The sequence below is a fragment of the uncultured Olsenella sp. genome, assembly GCF_959602185.1.
GTDB lineage: Bacteria > Actinomycetota > Coriobacteriia > Coriobacteriales > Atopobiaceae > Olsenella_I > Olsenella_I phocaeensis.
In genome coordinates, this window is sequence record NZ_CAUGRZ010000011.1 from 20,214 (window position 1) to 40,115 (window position 19,902).

Below are 19,902 nucleotides of genomic sequence, written 5' to 3' on the forward strand. Positions count from 1 at the left end.
GTGGGCCTGGGGGCACGCATCTCTTGGTCGACGCTTGCCTGGCAAGCTAATGTTCGCGGGCTTGTGCCCGCGCCCCTGCCGGTCATAGGGCCCAGCAATTGGTAGGGAGGCGTGGTGTCGTAGTTCGATTCTTCGCCTGGGAGCCTCGTGCGAACGTCAGTCTTTGTGGCGGACGCAGCCTTGCGGTTGTCCAAAAAAGGAGTCGCGAGCGGCTCCCGGCGGTGCGTCGAGGGCCGCAGGCCCTCCTGGCAGAGATGCCCATGGGATACGGGGGAACTACCTGTGATAGGTGCCTTCCGCCCCACGGCCTATCTCCCAGACCCAGCAGGTGAGCTCGCGGGCGCAGGCGTTGCCGCGCGGGCGTATGGCGGCAGTGGGCGCGCCCCACTCGCCGGGGAGCCGCTTGGGCCTTGCCGAGCAGCTCGCATGGTGCCAGGCGCTCTCGACGGGCGTCCTCCTCGACGCGGAGTTGCCCGCTTTGGCGATGTGCCCCGTCTCCTCCCTCTCGCCTGACGAGTGCTCGGAGGGGACGAGTCCGCACCAGCTCGCATACTCCGGTGCGGCGGGGAACCCCGAGAGGCAGCCAGCCTCCGCGGCCAGGCAGAACGCGCTTATCTCGTCTATGCTCCTGACGCAGGAGAGGGCGCGCGCGGTGGCGGCCCACCTGCCCTTGCGCGCTCCTTCCTTTACCCGCCTCTCGAGCTGGCGCCTGTCGGTCCCGGCGCACCTCATGCAGGTCAGGTGGTGCAGGAAGGCCTGGCGTGCCGCCCCGCCAATGAGGATGCGGGCCACACGGCTCCGCGGCCTTCGAGCTCACGCCCGAGGGCGAGTTCACCGAGCAGGTGGTGCGCGGCGATCTCGCGCTCGTGAAGGTGGCGGACGGCACCAGCAGCGACTCGCGGGCGTGCCCTTCAAGATCACCAGCAAGACCACGGGCGAGAGCCACATGATCGTGACCGACGGCAACGGCCAGGCCTCCACGGCTGCCAGCTGGAACGCCCACACCAAGGACACCAATGGCGGCACGGCGGACTCCGGCGTGTGGTTCGGAGGCTCCGACCCCGACGACGCCAAGGGCGCGCTGCCCTACGACGACTACACGCTCGAGGAGCAGCCCTCAGAGGCCAATGCCGACCGCGCGCTCATCCCGGCCTTCGACGTGTCGGTCTACCGCGACGCCGTGGCCGTGGATTTGGGCACGCTCACCAACGATGCGCCGCCCACGCAGACGCCTCCCGCGCCCGGCGTGCAGACCGAGGCGACCGACGCGGACGACGGCGACCACGAGGCCGTGGCCGACGACTCGGTGACCATCGTGGACACCGTCTCCTGCACGGGGCTCACGCCCGGCGAGGAGTACACGCTCACCGGCACGCTCGTGGACAAGGAGACCGGCGAGCCCGTGCGCCCGGACGGCAAGGCCGTCACCTCCACCGTGGCCTTCGTGCCCGATGCGGAGGACGACACGCAGGAGGTAACCTTCACCTTCGACGGCGCGAAGCTTTCCGGGCATGCGGTCGTGGCCTTCGAGTCGCTCGCCCTGGACGGCCAGGAGGTCGCTTCGCATGCCGACGTGAACGACGAGGGGCAGACCGTGGAGCTCGTGCCACCCGGGACCCCCGAGGCGCCGGCGCCCGGCGGCAAGCTCCCGTAGACGGGAGACGAGCTGCCGATAGTGGGCATCTGCGCCCTGGCTGCGGCGGGTTGTGCCGCCACCGTCATCGGCATCGCGCGCAGCATCGGCCCGCGCCGCGAGGAGGACGAGGGAGAGGATGGAGCATCGTCGCCTGCATAGCCGGCTTCCTCTCCGGCTTCGTGACGCTCGCCGCCTACGCCTGTTGTAGGGCGTCCGGCGCGGCGTCGCGGGCGGAGGAACGGGAGCGATAAGAATACGAGAGAGAATGTGAACGAAATGCACCCCGGTCATCCGAGGCGCATTCTGCTATCAGTTCGGTGTTTGCCCTATTGTCAGAAAAACAGCTTCCAGGCACTTAGCTCTATGTTTTCGTGCTAAGTGCTTTTGCGATTTCTTGTACGTCAGGGAGACTGTCAGCGCCTAAAACATCAGTGAGGTCGAAGATCCTTGCTCCCATTGGAGCGTACGGGGTGACTTTTCTGAAATCAGTCTCAACAAATTGGTCCACGAAAAAGTATCGATGCTTTTCTGCGGCCAAATCATAGCCGTAATTTTTCCCGTCCTTTATCGCCTCAACGATTGTGTCCATGTGTTCTTTTGTGCACTCCCCGAATTCAGGCTGATACCGCATTTTCCCAGATTCTTCCCACGCTACAATGCGCGCGCAGATTTTCCCGATCGACCGGATACTCTTGTTTTTGTACAAGCCGAGATAGTCATGTGGTCTAAATCCATGTTCGGCTTTGTCGTAGTACAGACCGCTCTTCTTATTGAAGTCAAAGGTGGTGCCGCATAGCCGCATGCGCAGGTACTTCCAAGAGTCCTGCTCGACAATCAGATTGTCATGGCGGCAGTAGTCGATGTAATCGTCGAGCACCTCCTGCATATCGTAATCATGGTCATCGAGGACGTCCTGAACCGCATCTGCCAACTCTTTGAATGTCATGTTTACATGAACGATGCCAAATTTTTCGCCCGAGGCTTTTTTGTGCTTTGATATCTCAGCCTCGACGAGCTTCTTCATGCTTTCACTCATTGGAATAGGTGCAAGCGTAACTAGCCGCTTGTATTTTTGATCGTCGAATGCAGCAAGGTGATTCACTAACTGATTCAGATCGAACTTATCGGACCGTTTTGTCTCCACGACGACCTTGAAGCTTTCCTGGGTAATCGTCGCGTCGGGAACGCTGGACTCGTTCTTCTCCTGCAGGGTAAAAGTAACCTCCGGTTCAAAAGCATCGGATTCTGCCTTTAGAAAGCGGAAGAACTTATCGGGGGAATACTGGTATAGGCGCGATAGTAACAGCATCGTGTTCGCAGTCGCAACGTTTTCTTTTTGCTGGTAGCGTTGGAAGTAATGAATTTTCATTTTTCACCTGGCTAATAACGTGCTTTGCCTTAAGAGGATTATTGCATCTGCAGGGTTGAGCTATGCGTATTTTCTAGGTAAGCGGACCCTTGCTGAATCTCTCATCAGTATTTTCTTGATTGGCACACGTCATCTCATGCATCCCCTCCACAAGCGCATACGTCGCAGGGTCGAAGCCCATCTGTCGGCAGACCTCGGCTTCCACGTCGATGCCGTCTGCACCATCGCCTACAAGCATGCTGAGCGTTTGGTGCGCCGAGACCGCCTGGGCGGGCAGGCCGTCGGCGATGCGCGAGGCCCATGCGAGGCGGTTGCAGTCCACGAGGCCGTCCCCCACGCGCAGGAGCGCGAACTCGCCGTCCACCGTCACCATGGACAGCTGCGGCACGTCCTCGCTGTCCGCCACGACGACGCAGAGCCCGTCGAGCCTGCGGGCTATGGGGAGGCCCTCCGGCCCGGCGGGTGCGTCCTGGCCCGGCGCGGGGTACCAACGCATGGAGAGGAGCAGCATGCCGCCATCGCGCATGGCTCCGGATAGGTCGAGCGACCAGTTTGTAGCGACGTTCCCGCGGTACATGCTCGCGTCGGTGAGGTTGGCGGTGTCGAACGCATCCATGCGCCCGTCCTGGTAGTAGGTCTTCACGATCATCGCTGGCTTTCCCTTCCGTCATCGCGCTGGCGTGTGCGCTGGTGCTCGCTTGCGTGCTCAGTGGTGTTGCGCTGGGCGCTTGCGTCCAGGGTGCGGGAGAAAGGCTTCGCCGGCCTCGGCGCATGGCGCGCGCTCGGTGCCGCCTTCCTTGAGAATGTCGAGGCCCAGCACGTAGGCGGTCATCTCGGGATTGCCTGTGCCCTTGGCGGCGAGGTCCGCCGCCGTGCGGATGCGGTTGCCCTTGAGCCACGCGAGCGCCTCGGAGAGCCTCTCTAACTCAGACAGGTCGTCGAGCTCCACGGCGGGGCGCGCGAGCTCCGCGACTCTGCGCTCGCCTGCGTCCGCGAGATGCCCTGCCGCACCCAGCGAGAAGCCGCGCATGAGCGACTCGCGCCCGTAGCCAAGTCCCAGGCTCTCGCCTGAGACGCGCCAGGTGGGATGCCCGGCGAGCGAGAACACCCAATCACGGCGACGCGCCTTGGCGGAGTTGCCCTCGACCCCCACGCCCAGGCTCTTGAGGAGCCCCCTGAACTCGTCCTCGCTCCTCGTGACGGAGCGCGCTACGCGGATGCGGGCGCGGATGTCCGCCACCCAGGAGTAGCCGCCCTTCTCGGCGATCTCTCGCTCCGCACGGCGCACGTGCTCTGCCTGCAGCGTGCGGGGTCGCACTCGTCCGCGCACGGACGCCTTCTCCTCGGCGCTGTCGAAGTCCGAGAATCCGCGCTCCTTGGCCATGCGCTGCAGGGAGTGCTTGAGCTCCTTGGGGTCGGGATCCTGAAGGCGGCGCCCCGTGACGATGTTGGTGTTGTTCACGACCACGTGGGCATGAGGTATATGGCCAGCATTGTCGTCGTGGTAGACGATGGCCACCTCGAAGTCGCCGAAGTGCTCGCGCGCCCAAGCGATGGTGAGCTCTCGGAGCGCGTCCAGGTTCACGTGGTCCTTCGGGTCCGGCGAGAGTACGTAGTGCTTGTAGGTGCGGCAGGGCCTGTCTCCCCAGGGCGTGTCGTTTCGCCAGCGCGAGCGCGTGTCGTCCATCGCCGCCGCCCAGTTGAAGGCGGCGTTCTCTTGCTCGGGAGCGTCGAGGTTCAGGTAGTCGGAGGCGAGGGCCCGTTCGTTCTTGGTGAGGTAGCGGTAGACGCCCCGGCAGGACGTGTGACCGGATATGGGCTTGAGCAACGGCATGGGCGCACCTACAGGAAGAGCAGACGCGACTCTGCCACCTTGCGCACGGGAACGGCGATCTCATCCGCTCTCTCGCGCAGGCGCTCCAGCTGCCGCTCCACCGAGGCGAGCTCCTCCAGGACGTCGGATGCGTCCATGGCCTCGCGTCTGAGGTAGTAGGCGATGCGGTTCAGGGCGTGGGCTGCCTGGTTCTGCTGGTAGCCCCACTGGTTGAGCTCGCGGTAGAGGCGGTTGGCGCAGGCGAGGTCGAGCACCACGTGGTGTCGTGCCGCGACGTCCTCCGCCGGGAGCTGCAGGAGCAGCCTCACGAGCGCGGAAGTGGTGATGCTCAGCGTGCCCGCGAGTTCCTGCGCGCGCTCGACGTCCGCCTCGCTCACACGTATGTGCAGGCGCTTGTCGAATCTCTCCATGGTTCCCCTAGGCGCCGAGAGGCGCGTCTTGCCCGGACATCCGTCCGGGCTTCCCAGGGGCGCGGGGCATCCCCCGCAGAGGAGCGTATCACGTGCGCACGCGCGCGTGCTCCCGTCGCTCGGCATCCGGGTGGGGTGACGCGCCATCGAAGTGGCAGCGCGATGGGCGCGGCCCCCGGTGCCGACAAGCGCTATCTCGTGCGTTGTGCGCACAAGATAGGCTGCTCGCTTCATTCCATGGCAAGCTCGATCACCTCCTCTATCCAATACAACGAATGATTCGCTCAAGATGTGCGCCCCTTGGTGAAAAAATTGAGAAGTCCCGCCGGGCGCATCGCGGGAGCAGCGTTTGAGCGCACGAAAAGGGGCCCTTGATGATGGTCCGGAAAGAATTCTCTTGCGGGACGTATGCTCAACCAAATCGCGGGTTTGCTTCTCTCTATCCGGTCAACTCCTGCGCCGAGGAGTTGAGCGCTCGTGTCGAAGACGAGCTCTTAATGGGAGGACATGGCCGGACCCCGATTCCTCCAAGGCAGATCTGCTGTAGGTACAGATCATACAATGGAAAATGATGCGATGACGGAAGCGGCTTGGACTGTGCTTTCCTCTGCGCTTGCAGCTTTGTCTGTTATGTGTTATTGTGAGTAATACATACGATACAGACATCGTTGGAGGCTCACACCATGCTCCTGCAGCTGGACTTCTCAACCGCGACACCCATCTACCAGCAGATCCGCGATCAGATCGTGCGGGGCATCGCCGAAGGCGAGCTTGCGCCTGGCGAGCGCCTGCCGACCGTGCGGGCGCTCGCATCGGAGTGCGGCGTCAACGCCATGACGGTGAGCAAGGCCTATCAGCTCCTCAAGCAGGAGGGACACGTGCGCGGCGACCGGAGGGGTGGCACCTTCGTGTGCGAGCCCGATGGCAGCTCAGACCCCAATCCCGGCATCGTGGACGCGCTGCGGATGCGCCTGGCTGAGCTGGTGGCCGGTGGGATGTCAGGCAAAGAGGTTCTCGCGCTCTGCGAGCGCCTGCTGGATGAGATTGCGTATCGCTAGAAGTAAGGAAGTTTATGATGAGCACTGCGACTATCCTATGGCTCTCCTGCAGCTGGATTCCACTCCTCATATGGTGGACGCTCAGGAACACAGCGCGCTTCAAGAAGAACATTGTCATCGGCGTCACCTTCCCGCGCGAGGCGCGGGAAGACGTGCAGGTAAAGGCGCTTCTTACCAGCTACCGTCGCCTACAGCTCGCGTGCGCTATCGTGCTCGTGGCTGCGGCACTTGGCGGTGCGGCGACAGGAACGGTACGAGCGTGGGCCGGGTTGAGCATGTTCTGCTGGAGCGTCTGGATACTTGTGGTCTGTATCGTGCCCGAGGTGATCTACGCGCTCACCAACCGCAGGCTCGCGGCCCTGAAGGACGAGCGAGGCTGGCGGACCAGAGGCGCCGCGACCCAGCGCGTGACGGTGGCCGATATCGGGGTGGCCGCGCAGTCGTACCCGCGCGTCTCGAGCATATGGTTTGTCCTCATCTGCGCGACGAGCCTGGTCCCCGCCCTGCTCGATCGTGACAACTTAGTAATCTACCTGCTGTTTGCCGCATGCGTGCTCATGATGTGGGCAATCTTCCGTTGGTGCTACCGCAATCGCAGCGAGGTGGTGGACGACAATACCGCCCTCACGCAGACGCTCACGCGCATACGCCGGCGCGCCTGGGCGAGGGTGTTCCTCGTCGCGGCGGCGTCTTTTGCATTCATGAGCTGGGCGCAGCTCCTCTTCCAGGGTTCAGCCAATCTGTACTTTATCGGTATGATGCTTCCCTGCACGGTCCTCGGAATCGTGGCGTTTGCAACCGAGATGCGCGTGCGCAGCCTGCAGGAGCGTCTTACAAAGGCCAGCGGCGAGGGCCTCTACGTGGACGAGGACGATCACTGGATCTTTGGCATCTTCTACTATAACCCCGACGATGCCAAACTCATAGTGAACGAGCGCGTGGGCATCAACACGTCGATCAACCTGGCACGGCCGGCGGGAAAGGCGATTGTAGTGGCCCTCGCTTGCTTGCTGCTCTGCCTGCCCGTGGCGGGAGCGTTCATGGCGGAGGAATTTGGAGCTCCTGTGACGCTTGAGCTGAGCGAGCAGAAGATTCGGGCACACCACTCGCTCACAACCTATGAGATTGACATGGACGACGTGGTGTCTGTGGAGCTGGTTGACCAACTTCCCCAGATGACGCGCACGTTTGGCGGCGCGAGTGAAACCTTCCTCGAAGGTAACTTCTCAAGTGACGCGTACGGATCGCTCAAGGTGTGCCTGGACCCCGAGGTCGGCCCCTGGCTCCTCGTGCGGACGAGGAGCGGCACAACCTACCTTCTGGGCGCGAGCGACACGGCACAGACCGAGACCGTTTACGAGGAAGTCACCTCGGCCTTAGTTGATGCATAGTGGGACATGTCACCGACTTCCCGGCCAAAAACGGCTAGTCCTCCCAGAAGAGCTCGTCCAGCGTTCGGTCGAGGGCCTTGCAGATGGCGCGGCAGAGCCTGATTGTGGGGTTGTAGTCACCGCGCTCGATGGAGGATATGGTCTGCCGCGATCCCGACTGACCCGGAAAAGACCTCGGCTATGCCCACGAGGGTCATGAGGAAGGTCCAGGTTTTCCAGGACCCACTGATGCCGAAGTAGACGGCCTGCCCCGAGCCCGAAGGCCCGGGGCAGCCGCTTTGGGGCCTACCTCCCGTCGCTGAGGACGTTCTTGTGGTGGCGCAGGAGGGCCTTCTCGGAGCCCGTCACCAGGAGGCTCACGATGTCGTAGCGGATGCTGGTGAGGCCCTCCACCTCGGCCTCGGCGAGGTAGGCCGCCGCGATGCGCTCGAAGCGCCCCTGGTCGGGCTCCTCACGGGGCATGTCGTGGCCCCCGCACTTGGTGGCGGCGTCCACGAAGACGAGCTCCTCGTCGTCCATGGCGATGGGGTCGATGCTGCCCGAGCCGCGCGCCCAGCCCTCCTCCAGGACCTCGATACCCCTGTGCCTCAGGTATGCGCGGATTGCCTCGTGCGACCTCTCGTCGATGCTCTTTCCCATGGCTGTCTGCCTCCTCGTGTTGGGCCCGCCCCCTTGGCGCGCCTTGTGGTGCGGATGGCGCCTGCGGGAAAGCGGCAGCGCAAGGGGCAAAAGCGAAACGCGGATGCGCCCGAGTTTTCCGAGGGGCGCCTTGTGCCTCTCGGAAAAGTTTTCGCGCCCCTTGCTCTAGAGCGACCGTGGGCGAGTCTTCGCTCCCAAGGCGAGGCGGGGTGGGGCGTGCGTGGAGGCTGCCCGTGGGATTGCGGCGATGTGGTTGCCGCGAGGCGTTGCGTATCTGGTTGCACTGGGGCGTCTGGCGGAGATGCGATGCATGGCTGGCTGCTGGCGGCTTCACTGGGCGACCGGGCGCTCTCGTGGATGCCGTGCGGTGTGCGGTTGTCATGCCCATGAGGTGCTCGGGGCGCTTCGTGCGTTGTGGTCTGCCCGCTGCGGTGCATGGAGGCCCCTGGCGTTTGCTTTGACATTGTGTCTGGTGTCGGGTTGAGAAGGTCACTCCGCTACCACGCCGATCGTCTCAACAGGAGATCGGCCCATGCGGCTGCCCTTAGCCTTCGGGCCCGGGGCAGGGCAGATTGCAGGCGCATCGCATAAAGAAGACCCGCCAGTGTGCGTGCTCGGAGGCAGAGGCCAGGCGGGTTTACTAGTTAGAGTCTATTACATTCAACGGCGCGGAGCTGGTCGCGCTACCGCTGCATCTTCCCGAGGTTCTCGACTTTCCAGAGTGCCTCGGGGTTCACGGCGGCGGACTCGGCCATCACCTTGTCCGGGAAGACGAGCTCCGGTCGGTAGTCACCTCCTGCGAGGCGCTCGAGATATTCACGCTCTCCATCTGTCCTGGGCAGGACCCATTCCGCTGTAAAGCGCTCGACATCCTTTATGAGCCCCTCAAGGGTCGGGCGCTCGGTCGAGGAGCGCAGCATCGGGTAGAGCTGGTCCGCGAGCTCGGAAAGCCTGTCCGTGAAGCGCCGTTCCCTGCCCTCGAACGGTTTCGGGAAGCATGCAGAGAGCGAGGCGTAGTAGAGGGCGAGCCGATGCGCTGTTTCTTGCCCATCGGGCTCGAGCGACCCGTAGACGCTGAGCAGATTCGAGACGTCGTAGAGGTCGCGGACCTTCACGCGATCGAAGAACGCCTTCACCTTGCCGGCAGCGAGCTCGGCGTCCGCGAACGTGCGGACCTTGGCGCCCGGCCTCACGGGTGTCTCGCGCACGACGGGCGGCAGGATGGGCGAACGGTTCATGTAGATGCAGTCGATCTTCACGTGGTCGACTCCCCAGTCCCCGCGGTAGCGCAGCAGGAAGGTTCGTCCCGCATGTCCGCCGGGATGCGCCTCCACCGCATAGCCCAGCGCCTGCGCGACGGCCTCTATGCCCGCCTCGACGCGCGGCCTGTCAGCGAGCATATCCTCGCGCGGGACACTCCCGATGTAGGAGACGTCGAGGTCTACCGAGAGCCTCGGCACGTCGAGCATGAAGAGGTTGATGGCCGTGCCGCCGTGGAGCGCCAGCTTGCCCCTGAGGGCGGGGTGCCGCTCCATCTCGTCCAGAAGGTCGAGCAGGCGCTCGACCTTGTCCACGGTCCTCGGCTCGAACTCGTCGGTGCTCATGGTGTCCATGAGAGGATCTCCTCTTCTGTCTCGGGAAGGTACAGCTTCCAGCGAGGGCTCCAGTCCTCGTTCTCCCTTGACCTCGGGTCGAGCTTGGACGGGCCGCTCCCGAGCCTCGCTTCGAGCGACAGGAGCTTCTCGCTCGCCACGCCCCAGTCAGCTTGCTTTGCTTCGAGGAGCCAGCCCGTGCGGGCGACGACGGCTGCAGGAGCGCTACCGAGGATCTCGAGCAGGGCATCAACGTCGAGGTAGGGAAACGCCGAGCAGGACCGCACAGCCTCCTCAACGCCGCCAACCCTCCCGGGGTATGTGAGGCAGTCGACGAGAGTCTGCTCGCGCGTGGTCACGCCAACCGTCCCATACGACTTTGAGCGCATGGTCTGCGCCTGCGGGTTATCGTCGAGGTTGTACGGGACGTAGCGGACGCCCCCGTACTCGAACGGCGAACGTACCTTCGCGGACCTGAACGAGCACTCGAAGCCGACGTTGTGGGCGACGCCGTGGGCGACGAGGGCGGAGTGGTACGAGATCACGGCCTCGGGGTCGACCGTCCTGGCCACAAGGAACGGGTCGGGCGCCTCGCCGGTAAACCTGCCGGTCTTGGACACATAGATGCCACGGCGCACGCGCTCCACCTCGCCGGACTTGACGGCGCGCTGCAGCTGCGTGTGCGCGGCCTCCCTCGACGTTATGGCATAGATGTCCTCTGTCGTGAACGCCTGGTGTGATGCTATGTAGTCTTTGAACTTCATACAGACGAATTATAGTGGAAACGGGTACAAATTGTAACCGTATCCATGCATTATTAGCTGTAAATCAGCGTTATTCATCTGTTCACATCCATCGCGAGACGGCGCGGAAGAGCCAGCGCACGAAGCGCCAGACGAGCCTAAAGACGCCCATGGCCCGCCTCCTTCTCCTCTGCTGCGGCGAGCATCGCCTTGAGCTGGTCCACCGAGAAGCTGATCGCGGGCTCGCGGCGCTTGGGAGCTCCGAAGACGTTGTCCATGATGGCGTCGCCGTAGCCGCCCATCTCTGCGTCGAAGCTCTCCTCGACCTTGCTCACGGCGGTGCGCTTGGCCTCCGGTCCACGCCCGCGTATATGTCTAGGGTCATCGACACGCTCGCGTGCCCCAGGTAGCTCGCCACGGTCCGCACGTCGCAGCCTCCCGCGATCATCATGGTGGCGAAGGTGTGCCTGAGGTCGTGGAAGGTGCACTTGAAGCCGTTCATCTTGCAGAAGGTGGCGAAGTCTTTGCCGAGCTGCGTGGGGTTGTAGGGCCTGCTCTTCTCCTGCTGCGTTCCCAGTATGTAGGGGTCTCCGAAGGGAAGCGCGAACTCGTTGGCGATGCGCACGGCGTCCGCCCTCACCAGGCGCAGCATGTCGAAGGTGCGCCTGGTGAGGGGAATCGTCCTCAGCGAGCTTGAGGTCTTGGGCTCCTTCACGTAGAAGCCGCCATCGCCGTTCCCCAGGGCATGGCTCACGGTTATGGTGCCGTCATCGGAGAGGTCGGACCACTTGAGCGCGCAGACCTCGCCGCGCCTCATGCCCGTGGTGAGGGCGAGCTCTATGGATATGCCCAAAGGCGCCGGCTGCGCGCGCCTCGCCAGCTCCAGCATGCGGGTGCGCTCCTCGCGCGGCAGGGCGTTGATGGGCGTCTTCACGCGCTTGGGCGGCTTGCAGAAGTCGCAGGGGGTTCTTGGTGATGAGGTTCTGTGCCATGCCCCACTTGAGCGCCTGCTTGAGCAGGCGGAAGGGCTTCGACACGCTCTTCGGCGCGTAGCCGTCGGCGCTCATGTCGCGCATCCAGCCCGACACGTCCTCCACTGAGAGGTCCGCCAGGCGGACGTTTCCGATGTAGGAGTCTATCTGGCGCGCCTCGGCGCGGTAGCCGCGCGCCGTCGAGGGCTCTATGGTGCCCGAGCCCTCCTTGTAGGCGAGGAACTGCTCCATGAACTCGCGCACGCTCATCGAGGAGCCGACGGCTCCTCCCTTGCGCTCGAGCTCCAAGATGAGCGCGTCGCGTGCGCGCTCCGCCTGCCGGCGCGTCTTGCCCTCGACCGTGTGGAACGTCCTCACGACCTCGCCCGTCACGGGGTCGGTGTGCGAGAGGACCGCCTCCCATCGGTCGCTGTTTCTCCGTCTCCTCAGGCCACGGCTGGTGTAGGTAAGGTCCTGCATCTCCACTTCCTTCCACTCGGTTTTCGACAGCCGTTTCTGACCGACATTGTGACCGCCAAAGTGACCGCCAAATGACCGCCAAATGACCGCCAAAACGAGGTTGGAGATGCAGGAGAAGCAGAATCCTGCAGACCGTTGGAGACGCGAAGAGACGCAAAACGCCTGCTCGGCGCAGTGCGTCCAGACGAGGTAGACGAGGGAGAATTTGCGGAACCTCCAGCTTGACTCGCTCATAACCCGGAGGTCGCAGGTTCAAATCCTGCCCCCGCGACCAAAACTTATACCCTGACCTGCGAAGACAGGTCGGGGTTTTGACTGTCACGTGACCGATATTGCTACCGACATCTTACCGACAAGTGCGAAAGCGCACGGCGAGGCAAGGACGCGCGTCGATATTGCTGATCTCAGGTCGTGCGGGACCGTCTTCCCGTCACTCGCGGAACCCTCATCTGACGATCACGGAACCCCCGCAGGACGAGCGGCATGCGTGCAAACGCCTATTCGCCATCCTCGGGCAGCCGGCTGCCTCCCGGCGTACCAGCCCATGCGCGTGAAGTCGGACGGGACATGAAGGACGCGCCAAATCTCGACGAAACCCTCGGCGTCGTTCACCCAGTAGAAGACCTTGAATCGGTCGGTGCCCGCGCTGCGGTACTCGTGCAGGAGGCCGTGCTCCCCGTCGAACTGGCAGACGGTGGACCGAAGAGAGTGCTCAGCGATCTCGCGCATCTTCGCGTCTATGTCGCCCGACACCTCGTCTGCGGTGTCGGCCCCGCGGGTCACCCTGACCCAGTCCTCAATGCCGGAGAGGTCCTCGTCGGCAAGCTCGGTGAGCCTGAACCTCATAGCGTGGTCGACCCGGGACGGCGGGTGCCCTTGCGCGCCAGGTGGTGCCTCTCGTGCTCGTCCTCCGACACGTACGTGAGCTTCCCGGTCCGTTCAAGATTCACGATGTGACGGTTTGGAGCAACAGTAATGGACATGCGCCGATATGCGGCGGACGGACGCATTCGCCGAAAAGGTCTTCTCGGGGAACCCCGCCGCGATCTACATAGTTGATTCTTGGCTGGACGACCGCCTCATGCAGGGCATAGCCACGGAGACCGCCCTCGGCGTGCGGCCCGTCGAGGCGTGGGCGGGTTGCGACCTGCTGTGCGTGCTCGGCTCGGAAGAGGAGGTCCGCTCGCTTGAGCCAGGCCTTGACGCGTGCGAGGGGCTCGACGGATTGCTCCGACACGTCACGCCGACGGCTTCGGAGTACGGCTGCGTATCCCGCTCGTTTGCGCCGAAGCGCCGTAGCCGCTGGCTCTGGGTCCTGGCTGCCGCGCCCCGCGCGTTCGCCTGTGTTTCTAGCATGCGCATCAATGCGCGCAAGGCCCTATAGTGGCTCGCTCCCTTGTCTCAGGATGCTGAGATATTCCTCGTACTGGAACGTGCGATAGCGGCGCCTGCCAGTCTCATGCTGCACGAGAATCCCGAGCCTTTCGAATCCCTCCACTAGCTTGCTGGCAGTGGTTCGGGCGATGTTCAGCTTTTCGGTAACGTCGCCGATGCTTACGAAGGGACTTGCTTCGAGGAGGTCCAGCAGACGCTGACCATTCTGTACAGACACCCCCGTTGCCTTGCCCAGCTTTTCTAGGTTGCATCGGCGAAGCTCGACGAGCCGATCCAGCGATTCGATGGCATCATCGGCGCTTTTTATGAGGCACTTGCAAAAGAATGCGACCCACTCTTCATAGGCTCCCCTCTGTCTCACATTCATGAGTCTTGTGTAGTACTCGGACCTGTTTAGTTTCAGGTAATACGAGGGATAGAACACGGCACCCGTCAGCACTCCATCGTTAAGCAGGGAGAGCGTAATGAGCAGCCTCCCGAGCCTGCCGTTGCCATCCAAAAAGGGGTGGATGGTCTCAAACTGGTAGTGTACAAGCGCGGCCTTGAGTATCGGGTCAACAGAGTCTGCCTCGTTGATGAAGCGCTCCAGTTCCGAAAGCGCGGCATTCATGTCTTCGATATTGGGAGGTATGTAAGCTGCCCCCTTGATCGTGCAGCCTGTCGGTCCAACCCAATTCTGGGAGGTCCGTACCTCTCCTGGATTCTTCTCTGTCCCTCGTGTTCCATCGAGGAGTTTCTTGTGAACCTCACGGAGCAGTCTCATACAAAGGGGAAGGCATTTCATTCTCTGGACCGCAAGCTCCGTTGCCCTCACGTATGCCACAACATCAGCGACTTCATGCCCGATGAGGTCCGTCCTTGTGGGGTCAAGCACGTCGTCGAAGGTACATTGTGTCCCTTCGATCTGTGCGGAGAGGAGAGCCTCTTTGCGCACGTACATGGCGAGATACATGTCTGCGTTGGAGATGAACCTCAGCATCCCCTTCAGCTCGCCAAGCTTGAGCGAGCAGGTGCTAAGCAGGCGATGGGTGTCGCTTCCGAGCCCGAGGGGGACAACCTCGTTTAGTGGGGTGGGCACGAAGGACTGGTACTCCATGGCACCATGTAGGTTCTTGCGCAAGAATCCCTGTCCGCTGGGGACGAACTCCATGATTCTCCTTATGACTGGAAAGTGTCGTTACAGAGAACATGATAGACTCTAACGACTTTTTTCGCTTAAAAAAAGTCGTTAGAGCATCTCGAGTGACTCTAACGACTTTTGGGTGACGTTACGCACCCTGCATCGCATTCCGAAAATTGGGATAGCTGGGTCACGTGCAATTTGGGATATGAGAAGAGCACCCGGGCGCCGAACGCGCCGATGGCGGGGCTGGCGCGGCAGACTCAGAAGAAGGCATAGGGAAGGCATGGGGGGCGCACGGTCTCATCTCTCGGAGGTCCTCGGAGGGAGCGGATTCACAACTCGTCCGAGATGACAGGAATTCGTTGACTCGGACGAGTTCTGCACGACCGGCTGGCACGACCAGCTGGCACGAGCCCAGAAGACTCAGCGGCGGTGGGGCATGCCCACGAGCAAGCGGCAGTCGCCCGTCACCAGGACGTCTCCGAGCGCTGCGGGAAGGAACGCCGACTCGGTGTAGCCCAGATGCGTGCTCGTACCCCCGCAGACGAGGTCGCAGGCGCCCCTCACACACGAGATCGTGCGGAAGCGGGCGTGGTCGGCAGGCAGGACATGGGTGTCTGCGACGTCTATGAGTATGACGTCAAACTCCGGGGAGCTCACGAGCGTCCTCTCCTTGGGCATGCCGTCAAGGGGTGTGTGCACGACATTGCCGCGATAGTCGAGCCTCACCACGTCCAGGCTTCTCCGCACGTGCAGCTCTCGCTCGTTGCCCTCATCGTCCTTGCGATGGTAGTCGTAGAAGCGATAGGTGGTGTTCGAGTTGGTGCCGATCTCGAGGGCTAGGATTCCCGCGCCCAGGGCATGAAGGGTGCCTGCGGGCACGAACACGAAGTCGTCCTCCGTCACGGGCACGCGACAGAGGTGGTCCTCGATGCTGTCGTCGGCAATCGCCCGCGCGACCTCGTCCTTGCTGGCCAGGTCGCAGCCGACCACCAGCGCTGCACCGGGGTCGGCGTCGAGCACGTACCAGCCCTCGGTCTTTCCGTGGTCGCGCGCATGCGCCTGGGCATAGGCCTCGTCGGGATGTACCTGTACCGACAGCGGATCGCGTGCGTCCAGGAAGGCGAGACGCAGGAGCTCCGCGTCGCCCATGCCCGGCCCCTCCATGCCCTCGGGGTCGGAATCGATGAGCTCGCGCAGGGTGCGGCCGGCGTCGGGGCCGTTGGCGACCACCGACTGGGCATGGGGATGCACCGAGATCTCCCAGCTCGTCCCCTCGCCGGCCGCAGGACGGTTCCGGAGGACCGAGAGTCGCTCGCCAGCCCAGATGGTCCTGTCATACAAGGGAATGAGCTTGAGGGGCCGCATGGGACTCTTCCTTTCGACGTTGTGGTCGGGCAAGGACCTTCGTGACCTATCGCGGTCCACACGTGCGACGGGCGCACCCGCTGCCTGCCGCCTAAAGGTTGCGGACGAAGGCTTGGATGACGCCGACGTGCCGCGTGCGGTCGCCGGTGTTCTCGATGCGATAGCGCCCCACGCTCTGGGGCACGACGAAGGTCTCGCCGTAGTAGACGTCGAAGGGCTCGAAGCTGCCGTCCAGGCTCACGACGCGGGCGCTCGTGCCCTCCACGAGGTTGAGCATGTTGACGCTCTGGTGGCAGTCGACCGTGGCGGCATCCTCGAACCAGTGGCGGTCTGTCTCGATGAACTCGAGCTCGTGGAGGCCGGTCCTCTGGATCACCACGCCCTCCTGGTCGGAAAGGTCCTGGTGCGGGGCGTCCGCCCGGTCGATCAGCTGCGAGAGGGCATAGTCGGTGTCGCGGTCGAGCTTGATGTTGGGCGCGCCGTGGTCGACGTGCACGGGGCGGGGGACGCCGTCGAGCCCCACGCGACCCCAGTCCCACAGCTTGAAGGTGAAGATGTAGGGTGTCGCGCTGATCTCGAGCACCACGGTGTTGGGCCCGGCGCAGTGCACGGTGCCAGCGGGAATCGACACGTGGTCGTGCTTCCTCACGGGAAAGCGGTTCACGAAGCGCTCGTCGTGGAAACGGTCCTCGCCGCGCTCGGCGCGCTTGAGGTCGGCCACCATCTCCTCGCGGCTCACGCCGGGCCTCACGCCCAGGTACACGCAGGAGTCCTCGCTCGCGTCGAGGATGTAGTAGCTCTCGTCCTGCGTGTAGTGGATGCCAAACCTGTCCTGCGCGTACTCCACCAGCGGATGGACCTGCAGGGAGAGGTTCTGGCCACCCATCGTGTCGAGGAAGTCGAAGCGGATGGGGAACTCCGCCCCGAAGCGGGCGTGGACCTTGGGCCCCAGGAGCGCGTCCGGCTCGCGCAGCACGACGTTGATCGCAGGAATCTCCAGGCGCACCCCATCGAAGTCGAGGATGACGCTGTTCTCCTCGGGCACGCCGTCGAAGGCCCAGCCAAAGTTGGGCGCGTCGGGGTCGAGGCCGAAGCGCTCCTGCATCCAGTGGCCGCCCCAGACGCTCGCGTCGAAGTAGGGGACGAGGCGGAAGGGCTGGCGCGCGACCTGGGCGAGGCCCGCGCGGTAGGCGTCGCCCGGCACCATCTTGGGCTCGCCGGGCACGTTGGTCTCGAGCTCGAAGTCCACGCGGTCGAAGAGCGCCCGCTTGGTGAGGTCGGCCATGCGCCACTCGAAGAAGTAGCCGCGCTTGAACTTGCGCAGGGCGTCCTCGTCGGCGTTGTCTGCCTTCCAGTTGGGCATGCCGGCACGCAGGCGCAGCTGGATCTCCCAGCGGGTGAGGTCGGCGTACAGCAGGAGGTCGGGATCAGGGCAGATGACGGTGGCGCCGACGCCAAAGACCACGGAGAGCCCCGGGGCGGACGAAAGCCTGGCGCGTGCCTGCCCCACGCGGCCTGCGTCGAAGAACTCGTCCGCCGTGTAGTGGGAGAGGACGCCAAACACGCGGTCGTCGGTGATCGTGTCGGCGATGCGCGCCTGCACGCGCGGGGCGTCCCATGCGTAGTCGTCGGCAAGGAGGGCAGCTTCGGCGCCAAGCGGTTCCACGAGGCCCTGCCGGATCTCGTCCATGTTGGTCCCCGGATAGCATTCGATGGCGAGGGTGAGCCTGCTGCCTCTCTCGCCCGCGAGCTCGTCCAGCCTGCCTCTGACGGCGGCGAGGACGGCGGGCCAGCCGCGGACGCCCCTTTCGGCGTCGTGGATCCTGACCTCGGGACGTAGCCTGTAGTCGCTCATGAGCGTCCTTTCCACTGCGCACCTCGCCCTCCCGCCTGGAGCCCTGCTGCCGCTCGCCAAAAGCGGGCGGCTGACGTCACGCTGCGAGCCGAGAGACGCAAGCCTACTCTCTCGCTAGCCGCTCCAGTCCCTCGCGAGCGCGCGCTAGCTGGCCCTTGTACCAGGGCTGGTCCGGCACCGCCTCGAGGAGGCCCGCCTCGGCCTCGAGGTAGAGGTCGCGAGCGCGATGGTGGTCCCTCTCGCCCCCTCGCCCGTACTCGAAGCAGCCGGCGAGCCTCAGGGCCGCGCTTCCCCAGACGGCACCGTCCCCCTCGTCCTTCGCGCGCTTGTAGGCCATCTGGTAGTAGAAGTAGGCCTGCTCGTCGTCGCGTCTCACGCCGTGCCCCTGCCACAGCAGGTCGCCGTACTTGCACGCGGCCTCGGCGTTGCCCAGCACCGCCGCCTTGCGGAACCACTTCGCGGCCGCGTCGAAGTCCTTCTCGCCCAGCCGACCGTACGAGTAGACGTGGCCCAGGTTGCACATGGCCCGTGCGTTCCCACGCTCGGCCGATGCCTGGTAGAAGTGCTCCGCGAGCTCGAAGCAGACCACGCGGTGAATCCCCTCGCTGACCATGCCCTCCTGGTAGTAGCGCGCGCCGATGGCAAGCGAGAGCTCGCCGTCCTCTCTCGCGTCGACCTCAGGGTCGTAGTCCTCTGCGCCGAGGTCCTGGGCCTCGAACGCGTAGAGGCCCAGGACCTTGCCGTCTTCCTCTGTACGGGCGATGCCCAGCCACAGCCTGCTTCCCGGCTGGGGGAGGTCGAGGCCGGCCTGTAGGTCGCCGTCAGTGGTCCCGACGCCTTCCGCGGCTCCCGGTTCCGTGGCCCCCTTCTCGTCCGGGAACGGCACCACGGCGGCGAGCGTCGCCTCCCAGTGCGGCGCGTCGGGTTCGTCCGGGTCGATAGCGCAACGCTCGACGCGCGCGAAGACGCGCCAGGGATGTGCGTCCGCGTCGCCCTCACCCTCGGACGGGAAGAGCACGGCGCTCACGACGTCGGGGTACAGCGGGTCGCGCCAGCGGTCGAGCCGCTCGTCGCCGCGCGCCTCCTCGACGCCCGGGAACTCCTCGAATAGCTTGCCGATCCATCGCGTGTGCGCCTTGAGCATTTCGGGCATGTCCTCCCAGCTCAGGATGTCGATGACCTTGCAGTCGGGGGCATCCTGGTCGACGATGCGCTCCAGCGTCAGCCCAAAGCCGCCGAAGAGGTCGTACTGGGGCATGATCTGGTGGTCGGCGGTGCTGCACGGGCACAGTAGGTAGAGACAGACGCCGTTTTCGTGGTCGACGCGCGGCCAGGCCAGGCTGGCATCGGCATCGAAGTCCCAGTGGTCGGGCAGCGCCTCGAGGGCCTCGGGAGGGAGTTGCGGCTCCGGCGCGGATGTGATCTGCCGCGCCAGCTCCTCGAGGTCGTGTCGGGTGAGCCTGAGGTCAACGATGACGGGGTGGCCCAGGTATGCGCGGAGCGGCAGCTCGGACAGTTTTTGCATGGGGCCTCCTGCATGCGCGAGGGCGGGCGGTCGGCGAGTCGGTTCCGTGCGCGAGCGACGGCTCGGCGCGTGTACCCATTCTAGGGGAGGGGTGCATGGCTGGGGGAGAGGTGCGCATTTCATTTCTAGAATGTACGCCGTCTCCTGCTGACCTGGGAAAACGTAGGTAGCTGTGCATTTCATTTTTGAAATGCACAGCTCGGTCGTCGGCTGCCGCCAGCAGTCAGCCGCCAGCCGACTGCCGTACGTAACTGTCGTCAGCTCGCTTACAGACGACTTGCTACCCCCCCGACTAGTTAGCTGCCAGCTAACGACTGCCGCCTTCCAAGCTAGCAAGATGGGCAATGCGGGCAACGCCCGCACATCTGCAGCCGAGAGATGGGGAGGTCACATGAGCGAGAGGGAAGAGACGTTCGAGGAGGCTTCGGGCTCCGTGCCGGAAGATGCAATGACGCCGCGGAGCTTGCTCCGACGTTCGCCAATGACATTGCCAGGGCGGCCGAGGAAACGCTG

21 protein-coding genes are annotated in these 19,902 nt (G+C 64.0%); 4 read left to right on the forward strand and 17 right to left on the reverse strand.

What is annotated here, in order from left to right:
* Window positions 1-276: 276 nt before the first annotated feature.
* Window positions 277-792, reverse strand: coding sequence for a transposase (locus Q5923_RS07990; RefSeq protein WP_303133329.1), 516 nt, complete (start codon window positions 790-792; stop codon window positions 277-279).
* A gap of 112 nt (window positions 793-904) precedes the next feature.
* Here Q5923_RS07990 and Q5923_RS07995 point away from each other — a divergent pair, with 112 nt between their 5' ends.
* On the forward strand, window positions 905-1,654 hold the full coding sequence (locus Q5923_RS07995; RefSeq protein ID WP_303133331.1) for a VaFE repeat-containing surface-anchored protein: 750 nt from the start codon (window positions 905-907) through the stop codon (window positions 1,652-1,654).
* 343 nt (window positions 1,655-1,997) lie between these two features.
* Here the strand turns inward: Q5923_RS07995 and Q5923_RS08000 are convergent, their stop codons facing one another.
* From Q5923_RS08000 to Q5923_RS08015, 4 genes are all read right to left on the reverse strand, one after another.
* The gene (locus tag Q5923_RS08000; protein WP_303133333.1) at window positions 1,998-3,005 is read right to left on the reverse strand and encodes a hypothetical protein; all 1,008 of its coding nucleotides are present in this window, start codon (window positions 3,003-3,005) and stop codon (window positions 1,998-2,000) included.
* A gap of 73 nt (window positions 3,006-3,078) precedes the next feature.
* On the reverse strand, window positions 3,079-3,654 hold the full coding sequence (locus Q5923_RS08005; RefSeq protein WP_062530748.1) for a hypothetical protein: 576 nt from the start codon (window positions 3,652-3,654) through the stop codon (window positions 3,079-3,081).
* A gap of 57 nt (window positions 3,655-3,711) precedes the next feature.
* Complete coding sequence (locus tag Q5923_RS08010; protein WP_303133335.1) at window positions 3,712-4,839, reverse strand: relaxase/mobilization nuclease domain-containing protein; 1,128 nt, start codon at window positions 4,837-4,839, stop codon at window positions 3,712-3,714.
* 8 nt (window positions 4,840-4,847) lie between these two features.
* A complete protein-coding gene (locus Q5923_RS08015) occupies window positions 4,848-5,249 on the reverse strand; it encodes a hypothetical protein (protein ID WP_303133336.1) in 402 nt (133 codons plus the stop codon).
* 683 nt (window positions 5,250-5,932) lie between these two features.
* Between Q5923_RS08015 and Q5923_RS08020 the strand changes: the two genes are divergently transcribed.
* Together Q5923_RS08020 and Q5923_RS08025 are read left to right on the forward strand one after the other, a co-directional pair.
* Window positions 5,933-6,307 (forward strand): GntR family transcriptional regulator, encoded by a 375-nt coding sequence (locus Q5923_RS08020; protein WP_303133338.1) that lies wholly within the window; start codon window positions 5,933-5,935, stop codon window positions 6,305-6,307.
* Window positions 6,308-6,324: 17 nt separating this feature from the next.
* Window positions 6,325-7,698 (forward strand): hypothetical protein, encoded by a 1,374-nt coding sequence (locus Q5923_RS08025; protein WP_303133340.1) that lies wholly within the window; start codon window positions 6,325-6,327, stop codon window positions 7,696-7,698.
* 34 nt (window positions 7,699-7,732) lie between these two features.
* On the opposite strand, the gene Q5923_RS08030 is transcribed toward Q5923_RS08025, so the two are convergent.
* The 8 genes from Q5923_RS08030 to Q5923_RS08065 form a co-directional block, all read right to left on the reverse strand.
* On the reverse strand, window positions 7,733-7,837 hold the full coding sequence (locus tag Q5923_RS08030; protein ID WP_082719540.1) for a helix-turn-helix transcriptional regulator: 105 nt from the start codon (window positions 7,835-7,837) through the stop codon (window positions 7,733-7,735).
* A gap of 146 nt (window positions 7,838-7,983) precedes the next feature.
* Window positions 7,984-8,337: a YraN family protein gene (locus Q5923_RS08035; RefSeq protein WP_303133342.1), complete on the reverse strand. Its 354-nt coding sequence runs from the start codon at window positions 8,335-8,337 to the stop codon at window positions 7,984-7,986.
* A 683-nt stretch (window positions 8,338-9,020) separates the two neighbouring features.
* On the reverse strand, window positions 9,021-9,950 hold the full coding sequence (locus Q5923_RS08040) for a nucleotidyl transferase AbiEii/AbiGii toxin family protein (RefSeq protein WP_303133344.1): 930 nt from the start codon (window positions 9,948-9,950) through the stop codon (window positions 9,021-9,023).
* Window positions 9,938-10,693, reverse strand: coding sequence for a type IV toxin-antitoxin system AbiEi family antitoxin domain-containing protein (locus Q5923_RS08045; RefSeq protein WP_303133345.1), 756 nt, complete (start codon window positions 10,691-10,693; stop codon window positions 9,938-9,940). The genes Q5923_RS08040 and Q5923_RS08045 overlap by 13 nt, the downstream gene beginning before the upstream one ends.
* Window positions 10,694-10,830: 137 nt before the next feature.
* The gene (locus Q5923_RS08050) at window positions 10,831-11,007 is read right to left on the reverse strand and encodes a hypothetical protein (protein WP_303133347.1); all 177 of its coding nucleotides are present in this window, start codon (window positions 11,005-11,007) and stop codon (window positions 10,831-10,833) included.
* On the reverse strand, window positions 11,004-11,525 hold the full coding sequence (locus Q5923_RS08055; protein ID WP_303133349.1) for a site-specific integrase: 522 nt from the start codon (window positions 11,523-11,525) through the stop codon (window positions 11,004-11,006). The genes Q5923_RS08050 and Q5923_RS08055 overlap by 4 nt, the downstream gene beginning before the upstream one ends.
* On the reverse strand, window positions 11,440-12,123 hold the full coding sequence (locus Q5923_RS08060) for a hypothetical protein (RefSeq protein ID WP_303133351.1): 684 nt from the start codon (window positions 12,121-12,123) through the stop codon (window positions 11,440-11,442). The genes Q5923_RS08055 and Q5923_RS08060 overlap by 86 nt, the downstream gene beginning before the upstream one ends.
* Before the next feature lie 456 nt (window positions 12,124-12,579).
* A complete protein-coding gene (locus tag Q5923_RS08065) occupies window positions 12,580-12,969 on the reverse strand; it encodes a type II toxin-antitoxin system RelE/ParE family toxin (protein WP_009278862.1) in 390 nt (129 codons plus the stop codon).
* 145 nt (window positions 12,970-13,114) lie between these two features.
* Here Q5923_RS08065 and Q5923_RS08070 point away from each other — a divergent pair, with 145 nt between their 5' ends.
* Window positions 13,115-13,507, forward strand: coding sequence for a PhzF family phenazine biosynthesis protein (locus tag Q5923_RS08070; RefSeq protein WP_303133352.1), 393 nt, complete (start codon window positions 13,115-13,117; stop codon window positions 13,505-13,507).
* On the opposite strand, the gene Q5923_RS08075 is transcribed toward Q5923_RS08070, so the two are convergent.
* From Q5923_RS08075 to Q5923_RS08090, 4 genes are all read right to left on the reverse strand, one after another.
* Window positions 13,502-14,668 carry a Fic family protein gene (locus Q5923_RS08075; RefSeq protein ID WP_303133354.1) on the reverse strand — a complete coding sequence of 389 codons (1,167 nt, stop codon included), beginning with the start codon at window positions 14,666-14,668 and terminating at the stop codon, window positions 13,502-13,504. The two genes, Q5923_RS08070 and Q5923_RS08075, sit on opposite strands and share 6 nt — an antisense overlap.
* 396 nt (window positions 14,669-15,064) lie before the next feature.
* The gene (locus Q5923_RS08080; RefSeq protein WP_303133356.1) at window positions 15,065-16,009 is read right to left on the reverse strand and encodes a type I phosphomannose isomerase catalytic subunit; all 945 of its coding nucleotides are present in this window, start codon (window positions 16,007-16,009) and stop codon (window positions 15,065-15,067) included.
* Between the two features lie 91 nt (window positions 16,010-16,100).
* Window positions 16,101-17,864: a class I mannose-6-phosphate isomerase gene (locus Q5923_RS08085; RefSeq protein ID WP_303133357.1), complete on the reverse strand. Its 1,764-nt coding sequence runs from the start codon at window positions 17,862-17,864 to the stop codon at window positions 16,101-16,103.
* A 103-nt stretch (window positions 17,865-17,967) separates the two neighbouring features.
* The gene (locus Q5923_RS08090) at window positions 17,968-19,389 is read right to left on the reverse strand and encodes a tetratricopeptide repeat protein (RefSeq protein ID WP_303133359.1); all 1,422 of its coding nucleotides are present in this window, start codon (window positions 19,387-19,389) and stop codon (window positions 17,968-17,970) included.
* Window positions 19,390-19,902 lie beyond the last annotated feature (513 nt).